Origin of the sequence: Chloracidobacterium sp. N (assembly GCF_018304765.1) — a bacterium.
GTDB lineage: Bacteria > Acidobacteriota > Blastocatellia > Chloracidobacteriales > Chloracidobacteriaceae > Chloracidobacterium > Chloracidobacterium aggregatum.
In genome coordinates, this window is the sequence record NZ_CP072642.1 from 2,433,806 (window position 1) to 2,457,845 (window position 24,040).

The window sequence follows — 24,040 nt, forward strand, 5'->3', positions numbered from 1 at the left end:
TTTGCCGCGTAGCGGCAAATGAATTTTGCCGTGGGTTTCAACCCACGGATCACGGTCGCCCCCAATCATTTTCCGTCGCGTCAGCGACGGTTGAATTCCACCGTGAATGCTAATCCGTTGTGTATCCGTACGGTGGCGCCCACATTCCTGTGTGTGGGGGAGATGCCCGTGTTGTTTGGTGATATTCAACCGCGATCCGTGGGTTCACCCACGATGGGTTTCAACCCACGGAATTTTTGCCGCGTAGCGGCAACGGAATTTCGCCGTGGGTTTCAACCCACGGATCACGGTCGCCCCCAATCATTTTCCGTCGCGTCAGCGACGGATGAATCATCACGTGACAAACCCACCACATCGCCGGGTTGGAATCCCCCCTCGTCGCGTAGCGACGGAACTGGAACGCGGGCAAGATGCCCGCGCTCCCAGGGGAAAAAAGAGGGGCGGGTTGAAAACCCGCCCCTCCATCATTTCACCCGTTACGTACGGGCGGGATGATCACCCCGCCCGTACTGAGTGTGGTTACGGTACCCACTTGCCGATGACCGGTCGGTCAGTCGGCACACCGTAGTTCACCGTCAGGTTCGCCGGACCAGCCGAGTTGCTGTTCCGCAGGAAGAACGTCCCCGTACGGAACACCCCGATGGTCGTCACACCATCGCCATCCCAGTCGCCAGCCACCGCCACATCGTTCGGGTTGCCGAAGAAGAACTGGAGGTCAGGCGCACCGGACGAGTTCGTGTTGCGCAGCGCGAAGAACCCAACGCTCGCCCGGTACAGACCAATGGTCGTCACACCATCACCGTCCCAGTCGCCTACGATGGGCGTATCGGTCGGCAGCGCGTAGTTGATGATGATGTCCGCCGGGCCGGATATGTTGCTGTTGCGCAGCAGGAAGACCCCTGCCCGGAACAGACCCACGGTCGTCGAGCCATTGCCATCCCAGTCGCCCGCAATCGGAATGTCTCCCGGCTGCGTGCCGTCAATCGCAAAGGCTGGCACCGTCGCAAAGCCCGCCGAGTTGCTGTTGCGCAGGAAGAACTGACCGTTCCGGAAGATGCCGATGGTCGTGACGCCGTCCGCATCCCAGTCGCCCGAAAGCGGCACGTCATTCGCCGTACCATAGAAGAAGTCGGTATCGGCATTGCCGGAGGTGTTCGAGAAGCGCAGGTAGAAGAAGCCGTTCGACGGACGGAACATACCCACCGTGTCCGGACCGCTGTCCGGCGCCTGCGAGACCGTCACCGTCTGCGACGGCGCACCCTGCGTCGTCACCGTGATGGTGGCCTGCCGCGCCGCACCGCTGTTGCGGCCGACCGAGAAGGCAACCGTACCCGTCGGGCCACCCGACGCGCCACCCGTGATGACCAGCCACGGCGCACTGCTCGTCGCCGTGTAGGTGCATCCCGAAGAGGTCGTCACCGTGAACTGACCCGTGCCGCCCGTCACCGGAAGCGAAGTGCCTGTCGCCGTGCCGAGCGTCAGCGTGCAGGTACCCGCCTGCGTGATGGTGATGTTCTGCCCGGCTACCGTGACCGTCGCCGAGCGTGGCGAACCCGTGTTTGCCGCCACCGTGAAGTTCACCGTGCTCGAACCGGAACCGCTCAACGGACTGGCCGAAATCCAGGTCGGGAGACTCGTAGTCGGGATCGTCCAGGAGCAACCAGAACCGGTCGTAATCTGGAACTGACCCGTGCCGCCAGCCACAGGGAAGCTCGCCGGCACGGCCGTCGCCGTGTACGTGCAGCCCGAATCCGGACCCTGGGTGAATTCGAAGATGATGGTCCTCAATTCTGGCGGCGTGACGGTTTCACTCGGCAGCGTCACCGTCACCGAACCCGGCCGGTTCGCCCCTGTGTTGTTGGGGGAGAGATTCACCACGATGTCCACAAAGCCCGGATTCGTGCTGCGCGGCACCGCCCCCACGATGGTGACAAACGGCGAGTTCGTCGTGATCGTCGGGGTGAGGTTGCACAGCGAAACCGCGCTGCGGGTCATCGTGGCAATGACCATCTGGCCACCGGCCGGGTTCATTGCACCCAGGGGGATGGGGGGAGGCGGCGGGCCGGGCGGCGGAACCGGCGGGCCGGGCGGCGGAATCTGCGGGAAGGGAATCGGCTGGGAGGGCGGGAAGCTCGGCTGGACCAGCCCGTAGGAGCAGCCCGAACCGTTCTGCAACGCCGCGACACCGGGCCACCGGATGTCGAGGTTCAGCCCGTTGGGAGTGCCGGCACCGTCATTCTGGAAGTCGGCGCGCACCGACTCGAAGGTGTTGAACAGACCGCCAATGTAGGCCCGCCGCCGATCCGGATCGAGCGTGATGGTGTTCACCGTCATTCTCGTATCGGTGTAACGGAGACCGAAGGGTGGTGTCTGGTTGAAGGGCAGGTTGGGATAGTAGCTGATTTCTGAAGTAGCTCCTGGTGGTAGTGGTGGCGGTGGTGGCGTCAGGCCGCTACCAACTCCCGGGAAGGCACTGCCCGGGGCAAAAATGGAAGCCAGCGATCCCAGAGGAAGCACAGGCGGCGGGAACCCGCCAAACCCGGCCGCCAGGGCCACAGCATAGGGGCCAGGCTGGAAGACCAATGGCGCATTGGGGTTCTGCCCAACGCCCGGCGGCACCGCCAGCCATGTGGACAGAAAGGTTGCCTGTGGGACAGACGGGTTGTAAGGCGGCGCCGGGGGTGGCGGCAGGAAGGGGTTCAGGGCATCACCAAACTCCCCGTTGACACCCGTCCGGTGGACGCGCGCCCGCGTCCGGTTGTTGATGTAACCGATACCATCGGTTCCGGCAAGGTTCCGCGGCCCGATAAGGAACGGCCCGCCAATGATGGGCCTGTCATCTGACTTGACAACAATCGTCCGCACTGTTGCAAGAGGATCAAGGTTGACACCAAACGGAAACCGCAAACCGAAAATATCATATTCTGGTTGCTGACCTGGTGGCTGACTGCGGCGCCCCCCTAGGAAAGTGTTATCCAGTCGCCCGTTGTCTCCAAGCAATCGGGTAAAGGCCACACACACGGTGGGGGTTCCACTGCTGCCACCAGGATTGACAATGCTCCGGAACTGTCCGCCGATGAGAATCTTCCCAGCGTTGCTGCCAAGGGACTGCCGCGCCAAGGCAAAAACTTCACCGCCACGGCCGTTGGAGGTAGCACCTTGGTTTGGCCCCGTGGGTGGATCTGTCGGCTGAGGGGGAAGGAAAGCGTTTGGCGGCACAAAGCCGGAAGTACCCGTAGCGAAGTTTGCTCCAGCTTGGGCAAAGCTCGTATCCAGCGTACCATCACTATTGAAGCGGGCAATGTTGTAGCGGTCAACGTTATTGGCACGTGCAAACAATCCGCCAACCACAACCTTGCCATCCGGTTGCAGCAGAATGGCATTGACCCGCGCCCGGTTGTAAGCCACGAGTGGAATACCTTGGAAGGTAGCATTGCGCGCAATGCCTGTAACTACTGCCCCACCCGGATTGCCACAGAGCAGGTAGTCACCTACGCCGGGAATCGAGAAAGATGAATCGCCAAAGGTCGGGTCCAGCGAACCGGTTGACGTGAGACGGGCAATCCCACCGCGCGGCACTTCGTTGTAGCACTTGAACTCCCCGCCGATGAGCACCTTGCCGTCCGGCTGGAGTACAATGGCATTCACGCGGCCTTCGTTGGGGTTGTACTTCTCACCAGTGCCAGGGACGGGACTGGGGTTACTAGTACCGGGGTAAACCGGCGGGGCACCACAAGTACCGACCGGCAACGGCTGGATGCGCTCGGGGTCAACTGTAGTGAAACCAACGCCGGGTGCGCCAAAGCCGGTCGGACCGCCCTTGCGGATGGATGTGTAGCCCGGCGGCGGGTTGGGATCATCCTGCCCCACCTAGAAGAGCGGATCGATATTTCCGTTACTCATCAACCGCACCAGATTGTTCCACGGCACAAAGCCCGGACCGTCGGAAACCTGGTTGAACTGCCCGCCGACGTAAATCCGGCCCTGTGGGTCAATGGCAATGGCACGGATAGAGGCTGGGTCAGTCCGATCCACGCGCCGGAAGCCCATGTTAGGGGTACGGTTGATATCTTCCGACGGGTCAACAAAGGCACCATTGTCAATATCGTTACGGACAAGATAGCCCGCAACATTCCTGAACCGTGCGACAACTTGTACGTCACCACAGGGTGAGATGCGGTACAGCTCGGCTATATTTCCTAGTCCCGGGTCAGCATCAGTACCAGGATCGGGTCCAACATCTCCACCGATGTACAGGTTACCATTACCATCAATGGCTGAGGCATAGAACTGAGTGGGACCCAGTTGCAGCGTAAGATTCGCCAAGAGATCCAAAGATGGCAAACCTGTTGGGGTTGGTGGGTTGTAGTTGGAGTTGAAAGTCGCTACCAACTTCTCGCCATTGGAGTTGAGCAAATCCCCGCCAAACAGCGCCCCGTTGGTACTGTTGGCGGCCATGGCCCGCACCACCGCCGGGTTCGGCGGGAAGAAGGGCGAGGCCGTGCCAAGAGTGCCTAGATAAGCACCCGTCGTCACACTCAGGGCGGCATCACCAAAAGCGGTGGCGGTTTCCTGCCCGCCAGCGTGCAGCAAGGCTGTCCCGGTCACAAAGTTCGGCGGTCCAGCCGTCAGCACCAGCGCCCGCACCGGGTTGGGAATGAGCCCCCCTGATACGGACCCCACCGGCCCGGTCACGCCAAGGAAACCATCAAACCCGGCCACCCGGGCGCGCGGAACCGGTGCGCCGCCAAAGCCAAAAGCATTGCTGAACTCCCCGCCTGCATAAATAAGACTCGGAGCCAGTGTGTTGTTCACCGCCAAGGCATTGACCGGAGCATCAAAACCAGAGAAGAAGTTGCCAAAAAACAGTCCTGCGGGATCAGCTGCCCCAGTCAGATCAAAAAGGGTTACATTTCGGGTGTTGTTGAGATTCACAAGCCCACCCGAACTCTGGGTAAAGGCCCCCCCGACAACCACTCCCGGATTCCCAAACCCGGTGTCGTTGACATACTTGATAGCCCGGACAGGACCGCCGACACTGGCCTGAAAGAATGGAGCAGTCTGCGGCCCCCAGAAGAAAGTGTTGTCAAGAGTGCCCGTCGGGTTGAGGCGGGTGAAGAAGGGACGGGTGTCCAGCGGCGGTGCCGGTGGCGGTGGCTGGATGAAAGCGCCACTCCCCAATCCGACGTAAATGCGGTTAGCGGGATCTGTTTCCACCGCCAGTACCGGACCGGTAATGGCCATCGTCGTGTTGATGTTGTTGTTGAAGGCACCGTCAGCCATACCGGACGGCATTAACCGGAACAGCCGGGGCGCTGTCTCACGGCCGACCACGATGCGGTCCAGCGAATCCACGGCCAGGGCATTGATGGGGCCGGGGTCAGGATTGCCACCCGTCGTAGGTCCTTGAAATGCGGGTGGGGGCACAAAAGTCGTGTCTATCGTGCCGTTCGGATTCAACCGCATGATGTGGCGGTACACCGTCGTCGTATTCGGCACCCGGTACTCGAAATTGCCGGCAACGATGAACTTATTGGCGTTGATGCCTAGATTCTGCACCGCAATGGCGCGGATTTCACCTTTCCTGGCAACAATTCTTTGGAGTGTCCGCTGGATGCCGATCTTGTTAATCAAGGCAGTCGGATCAGTCAACAAGGTTGGCCTTGGATCGTTGTAGCCGGAGGCTGGATTGCCATACCCAAAACTCCGGTCGGTGCTACCCGGCCCGGCACCCAGACCTAAGATTGCAGGGGGATTGTTACCTGGTGGGCATTGCCCATACGCGGTTCCGCCGGCGCCAAAGACCAGCAGCACCGCCCACGCAAGCAGCCATCGGAAGGATGGCGCTCTAAGATGCTGATGAGAGATCATTGTGTCCTCCTCATAGAAACTTCTGCTGGTTGACTGAAGTACGGCTGCGCACGATACGCACACCGCGAAGCGATGTCAACCGAATGGTTTACTCGAATACCAGTCTTCATGTGCACGACTACGAACTGGTAGCCCCAAAAAATTTCCGCCAACGCTAGCCCTTCTGACATGTGCGCGTCAAGCCAGGCGTTGTGCCGGTCACGTTTGCTCCGAAGCGTTATGCCTTTGCCGGAACCATAAGGCCACTCACCTCCTCGAAGATTTCTACCCCGTGATCAGCGGTCACGTGGCGACCGCCCTCCGGTGCGGTTGAGTACCGGAGGGGCACAACGCCGCCAACTGGCCGGTTGTATCCCTGTCCACACGACACCCCCGGCGCGACGCCGGAAAGGAAGAGGGGCGCCGACGGACAGACCGGACGCGCTCCTAGCCAGCCGCGCGCTGCGGTTCGGCTGGAGAGCCAGTTCCACCTTGTGCCGGTATTGAATAGGTGGGACTGCCTGAAAAAGCAAAGGCAGCCAAAAAGCTTCACAGGACAATGTTATAGAAAGCACAACACGAGACTCCAGAAACAGCGCTGGACGGCAAAGCGGGTTTGCAATCCGAAGCTGACGACCTGGCCAACCTGGCGCCGCCCATCAGGATGCGGAGACGTTGTTGCATAGTTTCAAGATGACTCTGGGCGGCACTCTATTACAGCGTTTGCGGGCGTGTCAAAGGTTTTCTTGGCGGGTGTTACCGTGGGGTAACGCTGCGTGGGAGCGCGGGCATCCTGCCCGCGTGGGCGTTGGGCATCGCACGATCCGGGGGTTGGAATCCGTTACGGGTTTGAACCTACGTTATGTTCAGGCGTCGCTACGCGACGCGGGACGATTGGGGGGAACATCCTCCCCCGGCGTTGAAACGCCGGGCTAAATTCAACCGTCGCTACGCGACGGGCCTGGGAGCGCGGGCGTCCCGCCCGCACAAATCCCCAACGGATGGCATTCAACCGTCGCTGACGCGACGGGGGATGGCGGGGGCGCTGCGACCCGTGGGTTAAAACCCATCGTGGGTGAACCCACGATCCGTGGGTTGAAACCCACGGCTAAATTCATTTGCCGCTACGCGGCAAAAATTAGGTATCCTAAAATCCGCATTGTTGTGTGCGGGCAATCACGACACCGCCGGGTTGAAATCCTCCCTCGTCGCGTAGCGACGGCTGATTTTAGCCGTGGGTTTCAACCCACGGATCACGTCGCCCCAATTGGTTCCCGTCGCGTAGCGACGGATGAATGCCATCCGTTGGGGATTTGTGCGGGCGGGACGCCCGCGCTCCCAGGGGTTCCGGTGGCCATTCCGTTCACATCACAAGGGTTGTATTCAACCGTCGCTGACGCGACGGGGGGATGGGGATCGCCCATGATCCGTGGGTTGAAACCCACGGCTAAAATCAATCGTCGCTACGCGACGAGGCGGGTTTCAATTCGGCGATGTGGGTTGGGGTCACGGGATGATTCAACCGTCGCTACGCGACGGGCCTGGGAGCGCGGGCGTCCCGCCCGCATAAATCCAACGGATGGCATTTCAACCGTCGCTGACGCGACGGGGGGGGTTGGGGGGCGTCTGCGATCCGTGGGTTAAAACCCATCGTGGGTGAACCCACGATCCGTGGGTTGAAACCCACGGCTAAATTCATTTGCCGCTACGCGGCAAAAATTAGGTATCCTAAAATCCGCATTGTTGTGTGCGGGCAATCACGACACCGCCGGGTTGAAATCCTCCCTCGTCGCGTAGCGACGGCTGATTTTAGCCGTGGGTTTCAACCCACGGATCACGTCGCCCCAATTGGTTCCCGTCGCGTAGCGACGGATGAATGCCATCCGTCGGGGATTCATGCGGGCGGGACGCCCGTACTACCAAGCTTGCGGGCGGGACGCCCGCGCTCCCAGGGAAGGTGCCCGCGTTCCCTGGTGCTACGTGGCAACAACGGCCACCAACACCTCCCCCTGCGCGCCGCCTACCGCCAAACGCACACCGTCGCTGCGCCACGCCAGATATGCCACGCCGCCAGCCACGTCATACCGCCCCACCGGCGACACCGTCCGGCCGGGCTTCTCCGGCGGACGCCACACCAACACCCCATCCTCCGCCCCCGACGCCAACACTCCCCCATCAGGACAGTACGCCAGCGCCGTCACCAGCCCGCTGTGCCCTTCCAACACAATTGGCGTCGAACCCGCCGGCCCGTCTCCGGCAAAATCCCACAGCGTGACCGCCGCCCCACCACCCGTCGCCAGAAACCGCCCCGCCGGATGCCACGCCAACTCCCGCACCTTCACCATGTAGCCCGACATCACCAGGTCCTCTCCGGTCGTCACATCCCAGACGTGCACCGTGGCGTCCTGATCGCCCGCCACCAGATACCGCCCCTGCGGCTGCCACCGTACCGCCAGATGCGAACGCTTCCAGGCAAAGACTTCCGCCGGCAGGTCAGCGCCCGGCGTCCAGACCGTCAGCAGCCCATAACACGCCGTCACCAGACACCGGCGCTGCGGATGCCAGTGCAGGTCGGCAATCGTACTCGTGTGGCGCAGATGCTCACTGATGAGGTCGCCCGTGGGCGTCCAGAAACGCAGGACCTTGCCGGCCGCCGAAGCGAGCATCGCCGGCGCGCCATCCTGGTAAGGTGGACTCCACGCCACCCGCTCCACCCACGCCGCACCCGCCGGCAGGCTCGCCCGCTGGTCGCCGGTCGTTGGCTCCCACAGGCACACCTGCCGGTCCTGCCCGCCGGTGGCGAGTACCGTGCCGTCCGCTGACCAGCTTAGCGTCATGCCGCCCGTCCGGTGCGCCGCGCATGACCAGCGCTGCTCCCCGGTTGCGCCGTCCCAGACCGTCAGCGTCCCGGCCGCCGACAGGGCCGCCAGATGCCCGCCATCCGGCGCCCATTCCAGCGCCACGACGCCATCATCCAGCACCGCCTGCCAGTCCACTTCAAGCTGGCGGGTCGCCCCTTTCAGAAACGCGGCAATCGAAGGCAAACGCACGGCAGCCGCCTCCCCCCTGCAACGAAACTACGACGAAACCAGACACGACCGGAAGCCGGCTTCCAGCGCGGCGCGGTCAAGATGCCGCCCGATGAACACCAGCGCGTTGTGGCGCGGCTCGGCGCCCCACGGGCGGTCGGGGCGTCCGTCAAACACCATGTGGACGCCCTGAAAGACAAACCGGCGCGGGTCGCCGGCAAGGCTGAGGATGCCCTTCATGCGGAAGATGTCCGGGCCCTGCGTCTGAAGCAGCTCCCCAATCCAGGCATTCAGCCGCTTGGGGTCAAGGTCGCCCGGCAGATTGATGCCGACGGAAGTCACCTCGGCGTCGTGTTCGTGGTCGGGCTTGTAGGCGCGGCTGTGGAGCGGAGCGACTTCCCTGCCTCCCTGCCGCAGCACGGCTGCAAACTCTTCAGGATGATGCTGGGTCAACAGTACGTAATGCCCGGTCTGGGGTACGTCCAGCGTCAGGCGCGTCGGGCCGTCGGCAGCCAGGCGAAGCTGCCGCAGCCGGGGTTCGGGCGTCAGGCGGTGGCCGGTCGTCACCGGCTCCGGTTCTTCGGAAAACAGGACGATGGCCCGGTCGGTCAGCGCCGCCAGCGGGTCGTCCGCACCTTCCGGGGCCGGCAGAAACAGCAGGTCAAGCGTCGGGTCGGGGCCGGGCTGTAACTCCAGCGTCGCCTCGCCGGCCGTAAGCGCGTAGAGGCCGCCGTACTCGAAGGGATACTCCGGCTCCAGAAACTGCGGGTCCACGGCCAGCGCGCGGTCGAGGTCAAACGCGCCGATGTCCAGCAGGGCTTCGACGGGGGCGTTTGCCTGCTGTGTACGCCGGATGTTCGCCGTGGCGTTCATGGCGCGGATGCGCTGTTCGAGGCGCTCCAGCGTGGCGGCGTCCACGAGGTCGGTCTTGTTGATGAGGATGACATCGGCAAAGGCAATCTGTTCCTGGACTTCGCTGGTGTCAAAGTGTTCCCAGACGTGTTTGGCATCCACGAGCGTCACAATGCCGTCAAGACGGGTCTGACGCTGGATTTCCTCATCCACGAAGAAGGTCTGCGCCACGGGGCCCGGATCGGCCAGTCCCGTCGTTTCCACGAGGATGTAGTCAAACTTGTGGCGGCGCTTCATCAGGCTGCCCAGAATCCGAATCAGATCGCCCCGGACGGTGCAGCAGATGCAGCCATTGTTCATCTCGAAGATTTCCTCTTCGGCTTCGATGACCAGCTCGTGGTCCACCCCGATTTCCCCGAACTCATTTTCGATGACGGCAATGCGCTTGCCGTGCTGTTCGGAGAGCAGCCGGTTGAGCAGGGTCGTTTTCCCGGCGCCCAGAAAACCGGTCAGCACCGTGACCGGGACGCGCTGCGGCGCGGCAGGTGTGCCAGCCGACGACATACGTGAGTTCCTCCCTGGATGGATTTCCGGCACAGCCGGAGTGCAATCGCGTGAATTTCTGGAACGGCCGGCTTTGCCAGCCGTCCCAAAGTTGGGTAAAGTGCGGCACAGCCTGACTGTAGTTAGGAATAATCCTGGTCGCAACCTGGCGCGGTGCAGCCTGATGTTGAACGGCAACCCAGCCATGTCTCTGCTTCAGATACGTCAACTGCGTGTGCAGTATCCGGGTCCTGATGGCGAGCCGCCGACGCCGGTGCTGGACATCCCCGACTGGGGCGTAGCCGCCGGCGAACAGGTCGCGCTGGTGGGCGCCAGCGGTTCGGGCAAGACGACGCTGCTCCACGTCGTGGCGGGCATTGTCCTGCCGGACAGCGGCGAAGTACGGCTGGGCGATACGGACATCACGCGCCTCAACGAAGCCAGCCGTGACCGTTTCCGCGCCGCCAACATCGGGTACATCTTCCAGCAGGTGCACCTGCTGCCGGCCTTTACGGCGCTGGAAAACGTCCTGCTGGGGATGACGTTTGCCGACAACCGCGCCGGTACAGCCGAAGCGCTGGCGTTGCTCGAAAGCGTCGGGCTGCGGGAGCGGGCGCGGTACTTTCCCCGGCAACTCTCGGCCGGGCAGCAGCAGCGCGTCGGGATTGCGCGGGCGCTGGCGAACCGGCCCCGGCTGGTGCTGGCCGATGAGCCGACCAGTGCGCTTGATGCGCGCCACCGCGATGCCGTCATTGACCTGATGCAGCGCCTGTGCCAGGACATCGGCGCGGCGCTCATCGTGGTCACGCACGACGAAGCCGTGGCGCGCCGGTTCCCAACGACAATCCGCCTGGCCGACATCAATCACGTCCACTGAGGCGCACCAATGCACACTCTGACGGTCATCTACCGCAACCTGCGCCAACGCTGGCTTTCCACGGGTCTGACCGCCCTTTCCATCGGGCTGGGGGTGGCGCTGGTCACGGCCATTACGGCGCTGCGCCAGCAGGCGCAGGCGAATTTTGACAATGTGGCGGCGTCGTACGAACTCGTCGTCGGAGCCAAGGGGTCGCCGTTGCAGCTTGTGCTCAACACGGTGTTCCACCTGGATGTGCCGGTGGGCAACCTGCCATACAGCTACTACCGCAAGCTCAAGGCCGATGACCGCGTGGCCTACGCCATACCGCTGGCGCTGGGGGATAACTACCGGGGCTTCCGGCTGGTCGGCACGGAACCGGAATACTTCAATCTCGTGCGGCTCAAGGACGGGCAACCGGTTGCGGTGGCGCAGGGGCGTCCGTTTGCGGCTGACTACGAGGCGGTGATTGGCAGCGTGGTCGTGCGGGAAACCGGGCTGGGGCTGGGGCAGACCTTTGTGGCGCGGCATGGCGTCGAAGACACGGCGGCCGCTGAGGAACACGAAGACGCGCCGTTTACCGTCGTGGGCATCCTGCGCGAAACCGGTACGCCGCTGGACCGGGTGATTTTCATTTCGCTGGGCAGCGTGGATGAAATTCACCAGGAAAGCCGCGACAAGGGCGGGAAAAGCCTGCTCGAACAGCTCGAAGCCCTGCCGGCGGAACCGTCCGGCAGCCCGCCGGAAGACAGGCCAGAAGACAGGAACGATCACGATCACCATCATCACCACCGCAAGAAGCCGGCCGCGCCGCCGGTTGGCGATACACCGGGCGGCGACAAACCTGCCCTGCCGGGCCAGACAGCGCCAAACCAGACCGTGGCGAACCCAGCCGGCACGTCAGCGCCGGACATAGATGAAGTGACGGCGATCATCGTCAAGCTGCGCTCGCCGGGTTATCTGTTTCTGATGCACCGTGAAATCAACAAGGGCAAGGACGCTCAGGCGGCGCTGCCGGGCGTCGAGGTGCAGAAGCTGTTTACCATCGTAGGGACGGTTGACCGGGCGTTGCTTTTGATGTCGGTGCTGGTTGTGGTCGTGGCGGCGGTTTCGGTACTTGTGGCGATTTACAACTCACTGGCCGAGAGGCGGCGGGAAGTGGCCGTGCTGCGGGCGCTGGGGGCGCACCGGCGGACGGTTTTCGGCTGGCTGGTCTGGGAAGCGGCCATGACGGCGGCGCTGGGCGGCGTGGTGGGCGTGCTCATGGGGCACGCCCTGCTGGCGGTGGCGGGCAGCAGTTTGAAGTTCCTGAGCGGGCTGCCGCTTGATCCGTGGCGCTGGACGCGGCTGGAAGTCGGGCCGGCGTGGCTGACGGCTTACGTGCCATTTGAGGTGGCGGTCATTGCCGGGACGTTGGTGTTGGGAGCGGTGATGGGGCTGCTGCCGGCGGCGCTGGCGTACCGGACGAATGTGGCGCGGCATTTGAGCGAGTGAAGGTGGGCATCACCTGGGAGCGCGGGCATCTTGCCCGCAAGCCTGGGAGCGCGGGCGTCCCGCCCGCATGAATCCCCGACGGATGGCATTCATCCGTCGCTGACGCGACGGGAACCAATTGGGGGGCGACACGATCCGTGGGTTGAAACCCATCGTGGGTGAACCCACGATCCGTGGGTTGAAACCCACGGCTAAATTCCGTTGCCGCTACGCGGCAAAAATGCGGTTGCAACCCACAATCAACGACCCACGGGTCTCCGATGGCCCACGGCCACGGGTCTCCGCCCCATGGCACGGGTATCCGACGCCTCCCGTCGTCGCGTAGCGACGGATGAATTTTGCCGTGGGTTTCAACCCACGGATTGGGGCAACCCCATCCACCCGTCGCGTCAGCGACGGTTGAATCATTGCGTGACCAACCCACCACGTCGCCGGGTTGTCCCCATCGCGTAGGGAAACGCACCGCATCGGCCCGCGTCGCGTAGCGACGATTGAATTTTGCCGTGGGTTCAACCCACGGATTGTGTGATGCCCAATGTCCACGTGGGCGGGACGCCCACGCCTTACATTCACCCGTCGCTACGCGACGGAAACCAAATTGGGGGGCGCGGCGGTCCGTGGGTTGAAACCCATCGTGGGTGAACCCACGATCCGTGGGTTAAGACCCACGGCTAAATTCAGTTGCCGCTATGCGGCAGAAATGCGGTTGCAGCCCACGACCAACGGCCCACGTCCACGGGTTTCCGTCCCACGGCGTAGGTATCCCAAAATCCACATCGTTATGTGCGGGCAATCACGACACCGCCGGGTTGAAATCCTCCCCCGTCGCGTAGCGACGATTGAATTTAGCCCGGCGTTTCAACGCCGGGGTACAGGTTTCAACCCACGGATCACGGACGCCCCAATGCCCCCCCGTCGCGTAGCGACGGTTGAATATCACCAAACCACACGGGCATCTCCCACACACGGGAATGCGAATGCCACCTTACGGATACACAACGGATCAACATCCACGGTGGAATTCAACCGTCGCTGACGCGACGGAAAATGATTGGGGGGCGACCTTGATCCGTGGGTTAAAACCCACGGCTAAATTCAGTTCCCGCTACGCGACAGAAATGCGGTTGCAGCCCACGACCAACGGCCCACGTCCACGGGTTTCCGTCCCACGGCGTAGGTATCCCAAAATCCACATCGTTATGTGCGGGCAATCACGACACCGCCGGGTTGAAATCCTCCCGCGTCGCGTCAGCGACGGTTGAATTTAGCCCGGCGTTTCAACGCCGGGGTACGGGTTTCAACCCACGGATCACGGACGCCCCCATGCCCCCCCGTCGCGTAGCGACGATTGAATTTAGCCCGGCGTTTCAACGCCGGGGTACGGGTTTCAACCCACGGATCACGGACGCCCCAATGCCCCCCCGTCGCGTAGCGACGATTGAATTTAGCCGTGGGTTTCAACCCACGGATCGCGAGGACCCCATATCGGTTCCCGTCGCGTCAGCGACGGTTGAAATTAGGATGCGGGCGGGACGCCCGCGCTCCCAGGCTTGCGGGCGGGACGCCCGCATTCCAATGTCGCGCCAGGCATTGATGCCGGAAAGCGCACAGGCCGGTGTTCCCTGCCCTGGAAACACCGTGTCGCCCACCAGCCAGAAGTCGGGCAGGCCCACATCACGCGAACCAATCCCGAACAGGTTGCTGTTCCACAGGGTCGTCCGCAAACCGCCCACCATGCCCTGCGCGCGGCCCGTATAGCGCGCAAACGTGCGCGGCGTCCCCGGCAACGCACACTCGATGCCTTCCCGAAGATTCGGAAACACCCGCTCCGCTGCCGTCAGCAGCCGCTCCACCACGGCCGCCCGCCGCGCTGCATAGTCTTCCGGCGACAACTCCCACCACGGGGATACTTCCGTGTGGGTGGAAAGATTCAGTGTCCGGCGACCTGGCGGGGCGCTGGCGCGATCATCCACTTCGCTCAAACTGAGAAAGGCGCTGTTGCCGTCGTCAAAGGGCGCGCCGTATTCCAAAAGCACCTGGTGGTTGAGCGGCGTATCGTTGGGAATGACCTCCGCCCGGACGCCCAGATAGAGCGTAAATGCCCCCCAGCCCACGCCAGCCTTGTTCAGAGGACGCTTCAGCCGGCGCGACACATCCGCCGCCACCAGCGAGGACACGTTCCAGATGGGCAGGTTGGCCACCACCCGCGGCGCATGCACGGTCAGCCCCCGGTCAGTCTCCACCGTGTAGCCGCCACCCGCAGCCGGAGTGATGCGTGTCACCCGCTGGCGCAGCCGAAGTACGCCGCCCAGCTCACGGAACGCTGCCACATGCGCCTTGATAAAGCTCTTCATGCCGCCGCGCGCGCGCCGGATGCCGTGGCGGTAAATGTCCAGCCCGGCCGCGCCGTTCAGAAAAGGCGCCCGCGCCGCTGTTTCCTGCACCGTGATGAGCAGCAGCCCGTCAAGAAAAGCCCGCAGCGGGGCATGGTCAGCCAGCCGGTAGCGCCGCAGCACGTCTTCCACGGTCGAAAACAGGTAGGGCGCTGCGCGGAGAAAATCCGGCGAAACCAGACGCAGGTTGGCGACGACATCACGCCAGTGGCGCAGCGGCAGCACCGGCCGTTTGGCCGTCGCCGTCCAGAGCGTGTCGGCCGTCCGGTCCACAAGCTGCCAGAAGGCGCGCAGCCGCTCCGCCTCTTCGGGCGTCCGGGCAAAGCGCACCACGCGCTCATGCGCCCAAATTTCAGGATTGTGCGCGATGTGAACACAGCGGTCGGGCAGGTGCACATCCACCTGTTCGATGAGGGTGCTTTCGGGCAGCGGCCGTCCAAGCCGGTTGAACACCTGCGTGTGGAGGCCAACCGGGTCAAGGCCCATCAGCACCGTTGCGCCCACATCGAAGTTGTAGCCCTTGTGGAAAAAGTACCCGGCGCAGCCGCCGGCCTTGTCGTGGGCTTCAAGCAGCAGTGTCCGGTAGCCGTCGTGCTGGAGCAACAGGGCAGCCGTCAAACCAGCCACGCCAGCACCAATGACCACCACATCGAAGGTTGTTTCGGCTAAGGGACGCATCACCAGGCATCATAGGGAGGGCGATGCACTCGTGGGAAGCTCACCTGCCAGTTGAGTCCCCGGACGCACTGGCGCCGGCGCACGTAACAGCTCCAGCGCCTGCCGCTGCACTTCCGGGTCGCTGCCAAAGCCGGCCAGCCAGTGGGCCTCCGGCTCGCGTCGCCACCAGGAAAGCTGGCGTTTGGCGTAGTGGCGGGTGTCGGTTTTCATCTGCTCGACGGCCGAGACGTACGTACGCTCACCCCGCAGGTACTCGATGAACCGCCGGTAGCCATGCGCCTGGAAAGCTTCGGCGGCGGGCGGGACGCCGGCCGCCAGCAGCCGGCGGATTTCATCGAGCAGACCGGCAGCCACCATGGCTTCGACGCGGGCATTGATGCGGGCATAGAGTTCGGCGCGCGGCGGCGACAGCACCAGCAGCCGCATGCGCGCCACAAAGGGCGGCGGCGACGCAAGCTGCCGTTGCCGTTGGGACAGGGGCGTGCGCGTGCACAGGAAAAACTCCAGCGCCCGCATGGTGCGCGACCAGTCGTTGGGTTGCAGGCGCGCCGCCGTCGCCGGGTCAAGCCGCCGGAGCATGCGGTGCAGCCATGGCGCGCCACGACGGGCGCGGATGGCATGCAGACGGGCGCGCAGCCGCAGGTCGGTCGGGTCGTCTTCGGCAAAGAGGCGGCCGCGCAGGGCGTCGAAGTAGAGGCCTGTGCCGCCGACGAACACGGCCGTGCGTCCACGGGCTTCGATGTCGGCCAGACAGGCCGTGGCTTCGCGGGCGTAACGGCCGGCGGTGTAGTGCTCGGCCGGGTCGGCAACGTCAATCAGGTGGTGCGGCACGGCCGCGCGCAGCGCCGGCGGCACCTTGGCCGTGGCCACGTCCAGGCCGCGATAGACCTGAATGGAATCGAGGTTGATGATTTCTCCGTCCAGCGCCCGGGCCACAGCCAGCCCCAGGTCACTTTTCCCGGAGCAGGTTGGCCCGACGATGACCGGAATGGGGCGCGGGGTCATCCGTGGCGGCGGCGTATGTCACCGCGCCGCACTTCGGCAATCTCATCATCGGTGCTGCGCCGGCGTGGGCCGCGCCGTTCATCCACTTCACTGATACCGGAAGCACGCCGGACCAGGTGAATGGCGCGGTCACGGGTTTTTTTGGTTTCGCGCCGGCCATCCTCCCACTGGATTTCGATGGCGCCGTCGGGGCCGGGCGTGATGATGCGGACAACCTCACCGTACTGCATGCCATGCCCGGCGGCAAAGGAGACTTCATCGCCGATTCGGTACTCAAAATTCTGATGCTGCGCCATGGCGCGTAATCCTCGCTTGAAACGGACATCGCGCCGCCCCGGGGTTTCCGTCACAGACGGCCGTCCGGGACGGAAGCCGCGCGGCGGCAGGTGTGGATTGTAGCGCAATCTTGTCGGCGTGGCGCAGCCGGGCTATAGTCCGGGTCGCATTGGTCGCGGGTTATTCTGCGGAGGGTTGGCAGAATGGCTAATGCACCGGTCTTGAAAACCGGCGTCCGAAAGGACATGTGGGTTCGAGTCCCATGCCCTCCGCCATCTCCATCCCAATCTGCATCATTCGCCGCACGGATGCCGTCGCCCCAGAATTCGGACAACGACGAAGCGGTTCAGCGCGCCCGGATGCTGACGGCGGCCGGGCTGGCACTGGGGCTGCCGATGACCATGCTGGGTTCGTTTCTGGTGGGCTACTGGCTGGACCGCCAGTTTCAGACGGCACCGCTGTGGTTCTTTCTGCTTGGGATCGCCGGGCTGGTCAGCAGCGCCCGGCTGCTCTACCGCCTGTGGGAGCAGCTCCGGTAAGTCGCCCGCTCAGCGTCCTGCCGGCCAGAGCCACCACAGCAGCGCCAGCAGCACCAGCAGCGCCAGCGTGGCCAGCGCCACGTCCAGCCAGCGGTCCTGACGGGCAGCGCGCGCGCGGGCTTCAGCGTAGGGAATGCGCGTAAACGACACCATTGTGTAGAGCGGCAGAAACCGGTCGCCCAGCAGGTTCGAGAGGGCATATTCGAGACGCCGCCGCATCAGAAACCACGGCGAGGCCACCTTGGCGCGCATTTCCAGGTAGTTTTCGTAGGCGAGTTCGGCCAGGGCATCGGTGTTGATCTTGCGCTGCTGCTGGTAGTCCAGAAAGGCTGCGCTGGTGTCGCCGTTGTGCCGGCGGAGGCATTCATCCAGCACAAAGCAGTCTTCAAACGAGGCGTTCATGCCCTGCCCGTAAAACGGCACGACGGCATGGGCCGCATCGCCGACGAGCACGACGCGCCCGGCGTACTGCCAGGGAAAGCAGCGGATGGTCACCATCGAGCCGGTCGGGTTGTGCTGGAAGTCTTCCACCAGCGTCGGCATCAGGGGCGTGACATCGGGGAAGTGGCGATCGAAAAAGCGCCGGATGGCATCTTCATCGGTCAGGCTGGCAAAGCTTTCCGCGCCTTCGTATGCCAGAAACAGCGTGCAGGTAAACGAGCCATCCAGATTGGGCAGCGCAATGAGCATGAAGTCCTGGCGGGGCCAGATGTGCAGGTAGTTTTTCTCCAGCGCATGCTGGCCGCCAGGCAGGGCCGGGATGGTCAGTTCCTTGTAGCCGTGCGGGAGAAACGTCTGGGCATAGTCATAGCGGTCGGTGCGCTGAAGCGCCTGGCGGACGGCCGAAAAGGCCCCATCGGCGCCAACCACCGTCCGGGCGCTCACCTGACGGACGGCGCGCGTCCGGGTATCTTCAATCTCCAGCGTCATGGAAGAAAGGTTCAGCCCCGTGCAGCGCGACTGGAAGTGGATTTCCAGGTTGGGCCAGTGGGCAGCGGCATCGAGCAGGGCGCAGTTCAACTGGTGACGCGAAATGGAGAAGATGGTTTCTTCCGGCGTGCGTCCGTAGGGCTGGAACGTCAGCTCACCCTGCGGGCTATGGATCATGCGCCCACGCATAGGGATGGTCAGCGGATGGATGACCGGAGCGAGGCCAAGGGCTTCGAGGGCATGCAGCCCGCGCCGCGACAGCGCCAGATTGATGGAACGGCCGCGCGGTACGGGATGCGTCCGCATATCCGGCAGGCGTTCGTAGAGGGTGACGCGATTGCCCTGACGGGCAAGATACAGCGCCACCAGCGTTCCGGCCAGTCCGGCACCGCACACCGTGAAGCTGGGCGCAACCATCAGTTCGTCAGACATCGGGTAAAAACAGGCTCACAAAGGGGTTTGACATTCGGGGTTGGGTTTCCAACAATCAAGCCTGGCCGCACCACAGCTTTCAAGCACAAGTGACGCACGCCCAGGCAACCAGGCAGACCACAATGAAACAGTGTCCGGCATGTGGGCAAGAATATGAAGACAATGTGACCTTTTGCCCGGTGGACGGCAAGGGTCTCATTCCGCTGCTCATTGACGGCAAGTACCGCATCGAGAAAAAAATCGGTGAAGGCGGCATGGGGCAGGTCTATCGCGCCATCCACGTCGAGATTGGGACGCCGTTTGCCGTCAAGGTGCTGCACGCCCAGTTCGGCGAGGATGAAAAAGCCGTCGAGCGTTTCCGGCGCGAGGCGCAGGCCGCTGCCCAGATTCGCCATCCCAATGCGGTCAGCGTTACGGACTTCGGTGTGACGAAAGACTCCAACCTGGTGTACTTCGTCATGGAATACCTCGAAGGCGAGTCCCTGGGGGAACGGCTGCGGGAAACGCATGCGCTGCCGCTGGAAGACATCTACTTCATCTATTCCTGTGTGTGCTCCGCGCTGCACGCGGCGCATCTCAAAGGCATCGTTCACCGGGATGTCAAGCCGGACAACATCTTTCTGCTGCTTGATGAGGAGCGGAATATCAAGGATGTCAAGGTGCTCGACTTTGGCATTGCCAAGCTCAAGCGCCAGGACAAAAACACCCTGACGGCTTCCGGGACGGTCATCGGGACGCCCGATTACATGTCGCCGGAACAGTGCCAGGGCATCGAGCTGGATGCGCGCTCGGACATCTACAGTCTGGGGGTCATCCTCTATGAACTGTTCACTGGACGGGTTCCCTTCCAGAGCGAAAGCGCCATGACCACGCTCATGGCGCATGTCTCCCAGCCGCCACCGCCGCCAGTCACCATCAACCCTGCCGTACCACCCAGCATCAACCGTCTCATTCTGCGCACTCTGGCGAAGCAGCCCCATGAGCGGCCGGAGACCGCCCTGCACCTGCTCAGCGAACTCGAACAGGCATTGCAGGAAGCCGGGGCGAAGTTGGGCACGGCTTCACTGACGAATCTGCTCAAAGTCCAGCGCCACGCCAGCCGCAGCACTCTGGGCGATGGCAAAGGGTCCACGACCGACCTGGGTGAGAGAGCACCGACCACCAACCGTACGCTGGCGCTGTCGGGGTCGAATATCGCTGCCGAGCGGGCGACGGTGGAAAGCCAGCGGACGACGGGATCGAGCCGCAAGAGCACCTCCGAGCCGGGAGGTGAAACGCGGACGTATGTCACGGTGGATGGCAAGCCGGCTGCGGCCTCCAAGCCATGGCTTCCCCTTGCCGCTGCGGTGGGACTGGTGGTGGTCGGGCTGGTCGCCGGTGGCGGGTGGTATCTTTCCCAGCGCGCAGCCACGACCGGGCAGGGGGCCACAGGCGCTGCCAGCCCCAAACCGCCACCGGCGCCACCGGCGCCACTGGGAATGGTCTATATCCCCGGCGGGACGTTCACCATGGGCAACAACGCCAGCGCCGACGACTTTGAAAAGCCGGAGCACGAACGTCAGATCGCCCCGTTCTTCATGGACCGCACGGAAGTCACCAACGAGCAGTACGCCCGGTTTGTCCAGGAAACCGGACACCCGCCGCCACCCAACTGGAAAGGCGAGAAAACCTTTCCGCCAGGGACGGCCAAACTGCCCGTTGCTGAAGTGAGTTGGGAAGACGCCCAGGCCTTTGCCAAGTGGGCCGGCAAGCGTTTGCCCACGGAAGCCGAATGGGAGTATGCCGCACGGGGCACTGACCGCCGGCTCTACCCGTGGGGGATGGAGTTTGACCCGGCAAAGCTCAACGCCGGCCGGGATGTCAGCCAGCTCAAGGACCAGCGCCGCCAGGTGGGAAGTTTTCCGGGCGAAAGCCCCTTCGGACTGCTGGATATGGCCGGCAACGTGGCGGAGTGGACGGACAGCGGCTATGACCTCTATCCCGGCAGTCAGGCGGTCATCAAACCGCAGTTCCAGCCGCTCAAGATCATTCGCGGCGGCTGCTTTGCCGATGATGCCCGCAAAACCATGGTGACACGCCGCCTGATGAATGAGCGCACATTCCGCGATCTTTCAACCGGCTTCCGCTGTGCCAAGGACGCTCCGCCGGTCAAGGCACCCGCCACGCCGTAGCGCGGTGGACAGGTTTCACTTCCCTCGCACCATCCACATCGGTCATGCCGCGCCTGAAACTGACGGTCGAGTATGACGGCACGGAGTACGCCGGCTGGCAGGCGCAGGCGAATGCCCGCAGCATTCAGGCCGTGCTGGCGGCCGCTTTTACGCCCCTGCTGGGCCAGCCGGCGCAGCTCCACGCGGCCGGGCGGACGGATGCCGGAGTGCACGCCCTGGGGCAGGTTGTCCACACGGATGTCCATCAGGTGCGCGCGCCCGACACCTGGCGCGCGGCGCTCAACGCCCACCTGCCGCCGGACATCCGGGTGCGGCAGGTTGCGGTGGTCGGCGCTGATTTTCACGCCCGGAAATCGGCCCGGGGCAAGCTCTACCATTACGCCTTCTGGTGCGGACGGGTGGAAAGCACGCGGTGGCGGCGCTACAGCCTGCATGTTCCCCAGCCGCTTGACTGGGAAGCGATGCGGGAAGCGGCGCAGCACTTCGTCGGACGCCACGACTTTGCGCCCTTCAGCGTCGCTGACCGGACGGTACAGACCACGGTGCGCACCATCCGCCGGGTGACGTGGCATGGGGACTTCGCCCCGGAAGTCCCGGACGGGGATGGCTCCGGCAACGCTTCCTTCAGCCCGCCGGAGCTGCTGGCCGTGGCGTTTTACGGAGACGGATTTCTGCGGTATCAGGTCCGGCGCATGGTAGGCACGCTGCTGGCCGTAGGCCAGGGCAGGCTGCCGGCGGCGGCGGTGGCCGGGATACTTTGTGGAGCAAAGGAGTTTGCCGCAGCCGCCACCGCGCCAGCCCAAGGCTTGACGCTCATGCAGGTTGATTACTAGTATTCGCAGCGCTTTTTTGCATACCCGCACCGGCGTTCAGACGCCGTACTTTACCGGTCGGTTTCATCCAGCGAAGTTCTGAATGCACGAATTGGAAACCCTCATTGAACCCGGCTCGCCGGACGCTTTTCTGCTGCGCCAACTCGACCCCAACCGCCTGCCCAAACACGTGGCCATCATCATGGATGGCAACGGACGCTGGGCGAACCGGCAGGGCAAGGCCCGCATTGCCGGCCACCCGGCCGGCGTCGAAGCCGTGCGGGCGACGGTGGAAAACTGCGCCCGGCTGGGCATTCCTACCCTGACGCTCTACGCCTTTTCTTCGGAGAACTGGCGGCGGCCGCGGGTTGAAGTCACGATGCTGATGCGCCTGCTGCAACAGTGCCTTCGGCGCGAAGTGCCGCTGCTGAACCGCAACGGCGTGCGCCTGCGGTTCATCGGACGGCTGGAAGCGTTGTCGGCGGAGATTCGGAAAGCCCTTGACTATGCCGTGACCGCCACGGCGCACAACCAGCGGATGACGCTGAACGTTGCCTTCAACTATGGCGGGCGGGCCGAGATTGTGGATGCCCTGCGCAGCGTGGTGCGCGAGTTTATGGGGCTGGGGCGGCCGCTCGACACGCTGACCGAAGCCGACGTGGCCCGCCATCTCTACACGGACAGCGACCCCGACCTGCTCATTCGTACCAGCGGGGAAATGCGCCTGAGCAACTTTCTGCTGTGGCAGATGGCCTACACGGAAATCTTCGTGACCGATACCCTGTGGCCGGATTTCAACCGCACCCACCTGCTCGAAGCCCTCGTAGCCTATCAGCGCCGGCAGCGCCGGTTTGGCGGCGTTGAAACGGTTGGCGTTCCCGTGTCGGCGCTGGCATAGTGCAGGTGTGACCGACCTGAACGCCCAGCCTTACCACCGTATCCAGACCGAACAGGGTCGCTACTACTTTGCCGCCGGCCTGGCGTTGATGCTGTCGAGTGTGGCGTTTCGCCTTGGCGCGCCGGCCGCCGGAGTGACGCTGCTGGCCGCCTTTCCGCTGCTGCTCGTGCTGGCCCGCTATGAAGTGCTTGTCTTTGACGGAACGCACCTGCGGCGGCGTGGGCCCTACGCCTGGTGGCAGGCCCGGATGCTGGGCGGGACGACTTCCCTGCCCCTTGCCCAGCTTGAGTTGAGCATCACCGAGGTCGTCCATCTGCCGCTGACGCTGGCGCGGTACCGGTTTCGGACGATTCTCGTCGGCAACGGATTTGAAGCCGTGTTGTTCTCGAACACGGCTGGGTACGCGCCGTTCGTGACGGCCGTGTTTTCGGCTGTGGATGAGTCCAAGCTCGACTTTCATTCCCGTGCCTGGCTGCAATACGGCGCGCCGCCCCCGCTGACCGCAATAGCCGACGCCTTGGATGACCAGCATCTGGCGCAGTTTCCGGCGGTGCTGCTCCGCCGTACGGCCAACCACTTCACCCTGACCGGCCGCCTGCGGCTGGCGCAACGCTACTTCCGGCAGGCTTATGGGCGCGACCGTGGCAACCCGCATCTGCTGTGTGAAATGGGCTACTTTTTCCGCCGCTTTGCGCTGGCCGAGCATCCGCGCTGGCAACTCCGCGCAGCGGCCTGCCTGCGGCTGGCCGCCCGGTTGGCGCGGCATGAGCCGCATCTGCTGGAGCGCATCGGCGAGGCCTACTGCGAACTGTTTGACTTTGCGCGCGCCGAGCGGTGTTTTCGGAAGGCGTTGGAGCTGAACCGGCAGCTTTTTCGGGCCTATGCGGGTCTGGCCGAGCTGGCCTTTCGGGACGGACAACTGGCGCGGGTGGCGCACTTTTACTATGCGGCAGCGCACAGCACCAGCGACCCGGCCCTGCGGCGCCGGGCGCAGAGTGAGGCGCGTTATTACGAGCGGTTGAGTCAGGACGATGACTACCTCGAAGCGGAAGTGCGCCGCATCACATGGCTGCACCACATCCGCCAGATGCGCACCATGGCCGGCGGCATTTTTTTCGTGGCCTGGCTGGTCGTCGGCTTGACAGGCGCACGCTTCCCGGATGTGCAGGACATCGGGCTGGCGCTGATGGGGTCATCCGGGCTGGCGTGGCTTGGGCTTTCCTGCAGCCTGCACTGGCAACGGCGGCGGTCGGCGCTCCCGGAAACCGTCACTTGAGCGACA

At 63.8% G+C, this 24,040-nt stretch carries 15 protein-coding genes and 1 tRNA gene; 8 read left to right on the forward strand and 8 right to left on the reverse strand.

Translation table 11 applies throughout. From position 1 onward, the window contains the following. Nucleotides 1-519: 519 nt before the first annotated feature. The 4 genes from J8C05_RS10210 to J8C05_RS10225 form a co-directional block, all read right to left on the reverse strand. Nucleotides 520-3,648: a BACON domain-containing protein gene (locus tag J8C05_RS10210; protein WP_211422079.1), complete on the reverse strand. Its 3,129-nt coding sequence runs from the start codon at nucleotides 3,646-3,648 to the stop codon at nucleotides 520-522. Nucleotides 3,649-3,870: 222 nt separating this feature from the next. After that, on the reverse strand, nucleotides 3,871-5,871 hold the full coding sequence (locus tag J8C05_RS10215; RefSeq protein WP_211422080.1) for a delta-60 repeat domain-containing protein: 2,001 nt from the start codon (nucleotides 5,869-5,871) through the stop codon (nucleotides 3,871-3,873). A 1,955-nt stretch (nucleotides 5,872-7,826) separates the two neighbouring features. After that, complete coding sequence (locus J8C05_RS10220; RefSeq protein WP_211422081.1) at nucleotides 7,827-8,900, reverse strand: WD40 repeat domain-containing protein; 1,074 nt, start codon at nucleotides 8,898-8,900, stop codon at nucleotides 7,827-7,829. A 27-nt stretch (nucleotides 8,901-8,927) separates the two neighbouring features. After that, complete coding sequence (locus J8C05_RS10225; RefSeq protein ID WP_211422082.1) at nucleotides 8,928-10,295, reverse strand: CobW family GTP-binding protein; 1,368 nt, start codon at nucleotides 10,293-10,295, stop codon at nucleotides 8,928-8,930. A 184-nt stretch (nucleotides 10,296-10,479) separates the two neighbouring features. On the opposite strand from J8C05_RS10225, the gene J8C05_RS10230 reads away from it, so the two are divergent. Together J8C05_RS10230 and J8C05_RS10235 are read left to right on the forward strand one after the other, a co-directional pair. After that, the gene (locus tag J8C05_RS10230) at nucleotides 10,480-11,151 is read left to right on the forward strand and encodes an ABC transporter ATP-binding protein (RefSeq protein WP_211422083.1); all 672 of its coding nucleotides are present in this window, start codon (nucleotides 10,480-10,482) and stop codon (nucleotides 11,149-11,151) included. A gap of 9 nt (nucleotides 11,152-11,160) precedes the next feature. Further along, complete coding sequence (locus J8C05_RS10235; RefSeq protein WP_211422084.1) at nucleotides 11,161-12,624, forward strand: ABC transporter permease; 1,464 nt, start codon at nucleotides 11,161-11,163, stop codon at nucleotides 12,622-12,624. 1,457 nt (nucleotides 12,625-14,081) lie between these two features. Here J8C05_RS10235 and J8C05_RS10240 read toward each other — a convergent pair. The 3 genes from J8C05_RS10240 to J8C05_RS10250 are packed head-to-tail and all read right to left on the reverse strand — an operon-like array spanning nucleotide 14,082 to nucleotide 17,050. Further along, nucleotides 14,082-15,695, reverse strand: coding sequence for a phytoene desaturase family protein (locus tag J8C05_RS10240; RefSeq protein ID WP_211422085.1), 1,614 nt, complete (start codon nucleotides 15,693-15,695; stop codon nucleotides 14,082-14,084). 9 nt (nucleotides 15,696-15,704) lie between these two features. Then, a complete protein-coding gene (gene miaA, locus J8C05_RS10245; RefSeq protein ID WP_211422086.1) occupies nucleotides 15,705-16,700 on the reverse strand; it encodes a tRNA (adenosine(37)-N6)-dimethylallyltransferase MiaA in 996 nt (331 codons plus the stop codon). After that, nucleotides 16,697-17,050 carry a hypothetical protein gene (locus J8C05_RS10250; RefSeq protein ID WP_211422087.1) on the reverse strand — a complete coding sequence of 118 codons (354 nt, stop codon included), beginning with the start codon at nucleotides 17,048-17,050 and terminating at the stop codon, nucleotides 16,697-16,699. The genes miaA and J8C05_RS10250 overlap by 4 nt, the downstream gene beginning before the upstream one ends. A 115-nt stretch (nucleotides 17,051-17,165) precedes the next feature. Here J8C05_RS10250 and J8C05_RS10255 point away from each other — a divergent pair. Further along, a tRNA-Ser gene (locus J8C05_RS10255) sits at nucleotides 17,166-17,251 on the forward strand. A 33-nt stretch (nucleotides 17,252-17,284) separates the two neighbouring features. Beyond that, entirely contained in the window at nucleotides 17,285-17,515 is a 231-nt protein-coding gene (locus J8C05_RS10260; RefSeq protein ID WP_211422088.1) for an AtpZ/AtpI family protein, read from the forward strand. A gap of 9 nt (nucleotides 17,516-17,524) precedes the next feature. Here J8C05_RS10260 and J8C05_RS10265 read toward each other — a convergent pair whose 3' ends face one another. Beyond that, nucleotides 17,525-18,877 (reverse strand): FAD-dependent oxidoreductase, encoded by a 1,353-nt coding sequence (locus J8C05_RS10265; RefSeq protein ID WP_211422089.1) that lies wholly within the window; start codon nucleotides 18,875-18,877, stop codon nucleotides 17,525-17,527. Nucleotides 18,878-19,041: 164 nt separating this feature from the next. Between J8C05_RS10265 and J8C05_RS10270 the strand changes: the two genes are divergently transcribed. From J8C05_RS10270 to J8C05_RS10285, 4 genes are all read left to right on the forward strand, one after another. Further along, entirely contained in the window at nucleotides 19,042-21,048 is a 2,007-nt protein-coding gene (locus tag J8C05_RS10270; protein ID WP_211422090.1) for a bifunctional serine/threonine-protein kinase/formylglycine-generating enzyme family protein, read from the forward strand. A gap of 44 nt (nucleotides 21,049-21,092) precedes the next feature. Beyond that, nucleotides 21,093-21,881 carry a tRNA pseudouridine(38-40) synthase TruA gene (gene truA, locus J8C05_RS10275; RefSeq protein ID WP_211422091.1) on the forward strand — a complete coding sequence of 263 codons (789 nt, stop codon included), beginning with the start codon at nucleotides 21,093-21,095 and terminating at the stop codon, nucleotides 21,879-21,881. An 82-nt stretch (nucleotides 21,882-21,963) separates the two neighbouring features. Then, entirely contained in the window at nucleotides 21,964-22,758 is a 795-nt protein-coding gene (locus tag J8C05_RS10280; RefSeq protein WP_058868003.1) for an isoprenyl transferase, read from the forward strand. 7 nt (nucleotides 22,759-22,765) lie between these two features. Continuing rightward, nucleotides 22,766-24,034 carry a tetratricopeptide repeat protein gene (locus tag J8C05_RS10285; RefSeq protein ID WP_211422092.1) on the forward strand — a complete coding sequence of 423 codons (1,269 nt, stop codon included), beginning with the start codon at nucleotides 22,766-22,768 and terminating at the stop codon, nucleotides 24,032-24,034. Nucleotides 24,035-24,040 lie beyond the last annotated feature (6 nt).

Coding starts and splice junctions, on each gene's coding strand:
- J8C05_RS10215 (WP_211422080.1), bottom strand. CDS start 5,871: ATGATCTCTCATCAGCATCTTAGAGCGCCATCCTTCCGATGGCTGCTT.
- J8C05_RS10225 (WP_211422082.1), bottom strand. CDS start 10,295: ATGTCGTCGGCTGGCACACCTGCCGCGCCGCAGCGCGTCCCGGTCACG.
- J8C05_RS10230 (WP_211422083.1), top strand. CDS start 10,480: ATGTCTCTGCTTCAGATACGTCAACTGCGTGTGCAGTATCCGGGTCCT.
- J8C05_RS10235 (WP_211422084.1), top strand. CDS start 11,161: ATGCACACTCTGACGGTCATCTACCGCAACCTGCGCCAACGCTGGCTT.
- J8C05_RS10240 (WP_211422085.1), bottom strand. CDS start 15,695: ATGCGTCCCTTAGCCGAAACAACCTTCGATGTGGTGGTCATTGGTGCT.
- miaA (WP_211422086.1), bottom strand. CDS start 16,700: ATGACCCCGCGCCCCATTCCGGTCATCGTCGGGCCAACCTGCTCCGGG.
- J8C05_RS10260 (WP_211422088.1), top strand. CDS start 17,285: ATGCCGTCGCCCCAGAATTCGGACAACGACGAAGCGGTTCAGCGCGCC.
- J8C05_RS10265 (WP_211422089.1), bottom strand. CDS start 18,877: ATGTCTGACGAACTGATGGTTGCGCCCAGCTTCACGGTGTGCGGTGCC.
- truA (WP_211422091.1), top strand. CDS start 21,093: ATGCCGCGCCTGAAACTGACGGTCGAGTATGACGGCACGGAGTACGCC.
- J8C05_RS10280 (WP_058868003.1), top strand. CDS start 21,964: ATGCACGAATTGGAAACCCTCATTGAACCCGGCTCGCCGGACGCTTTT.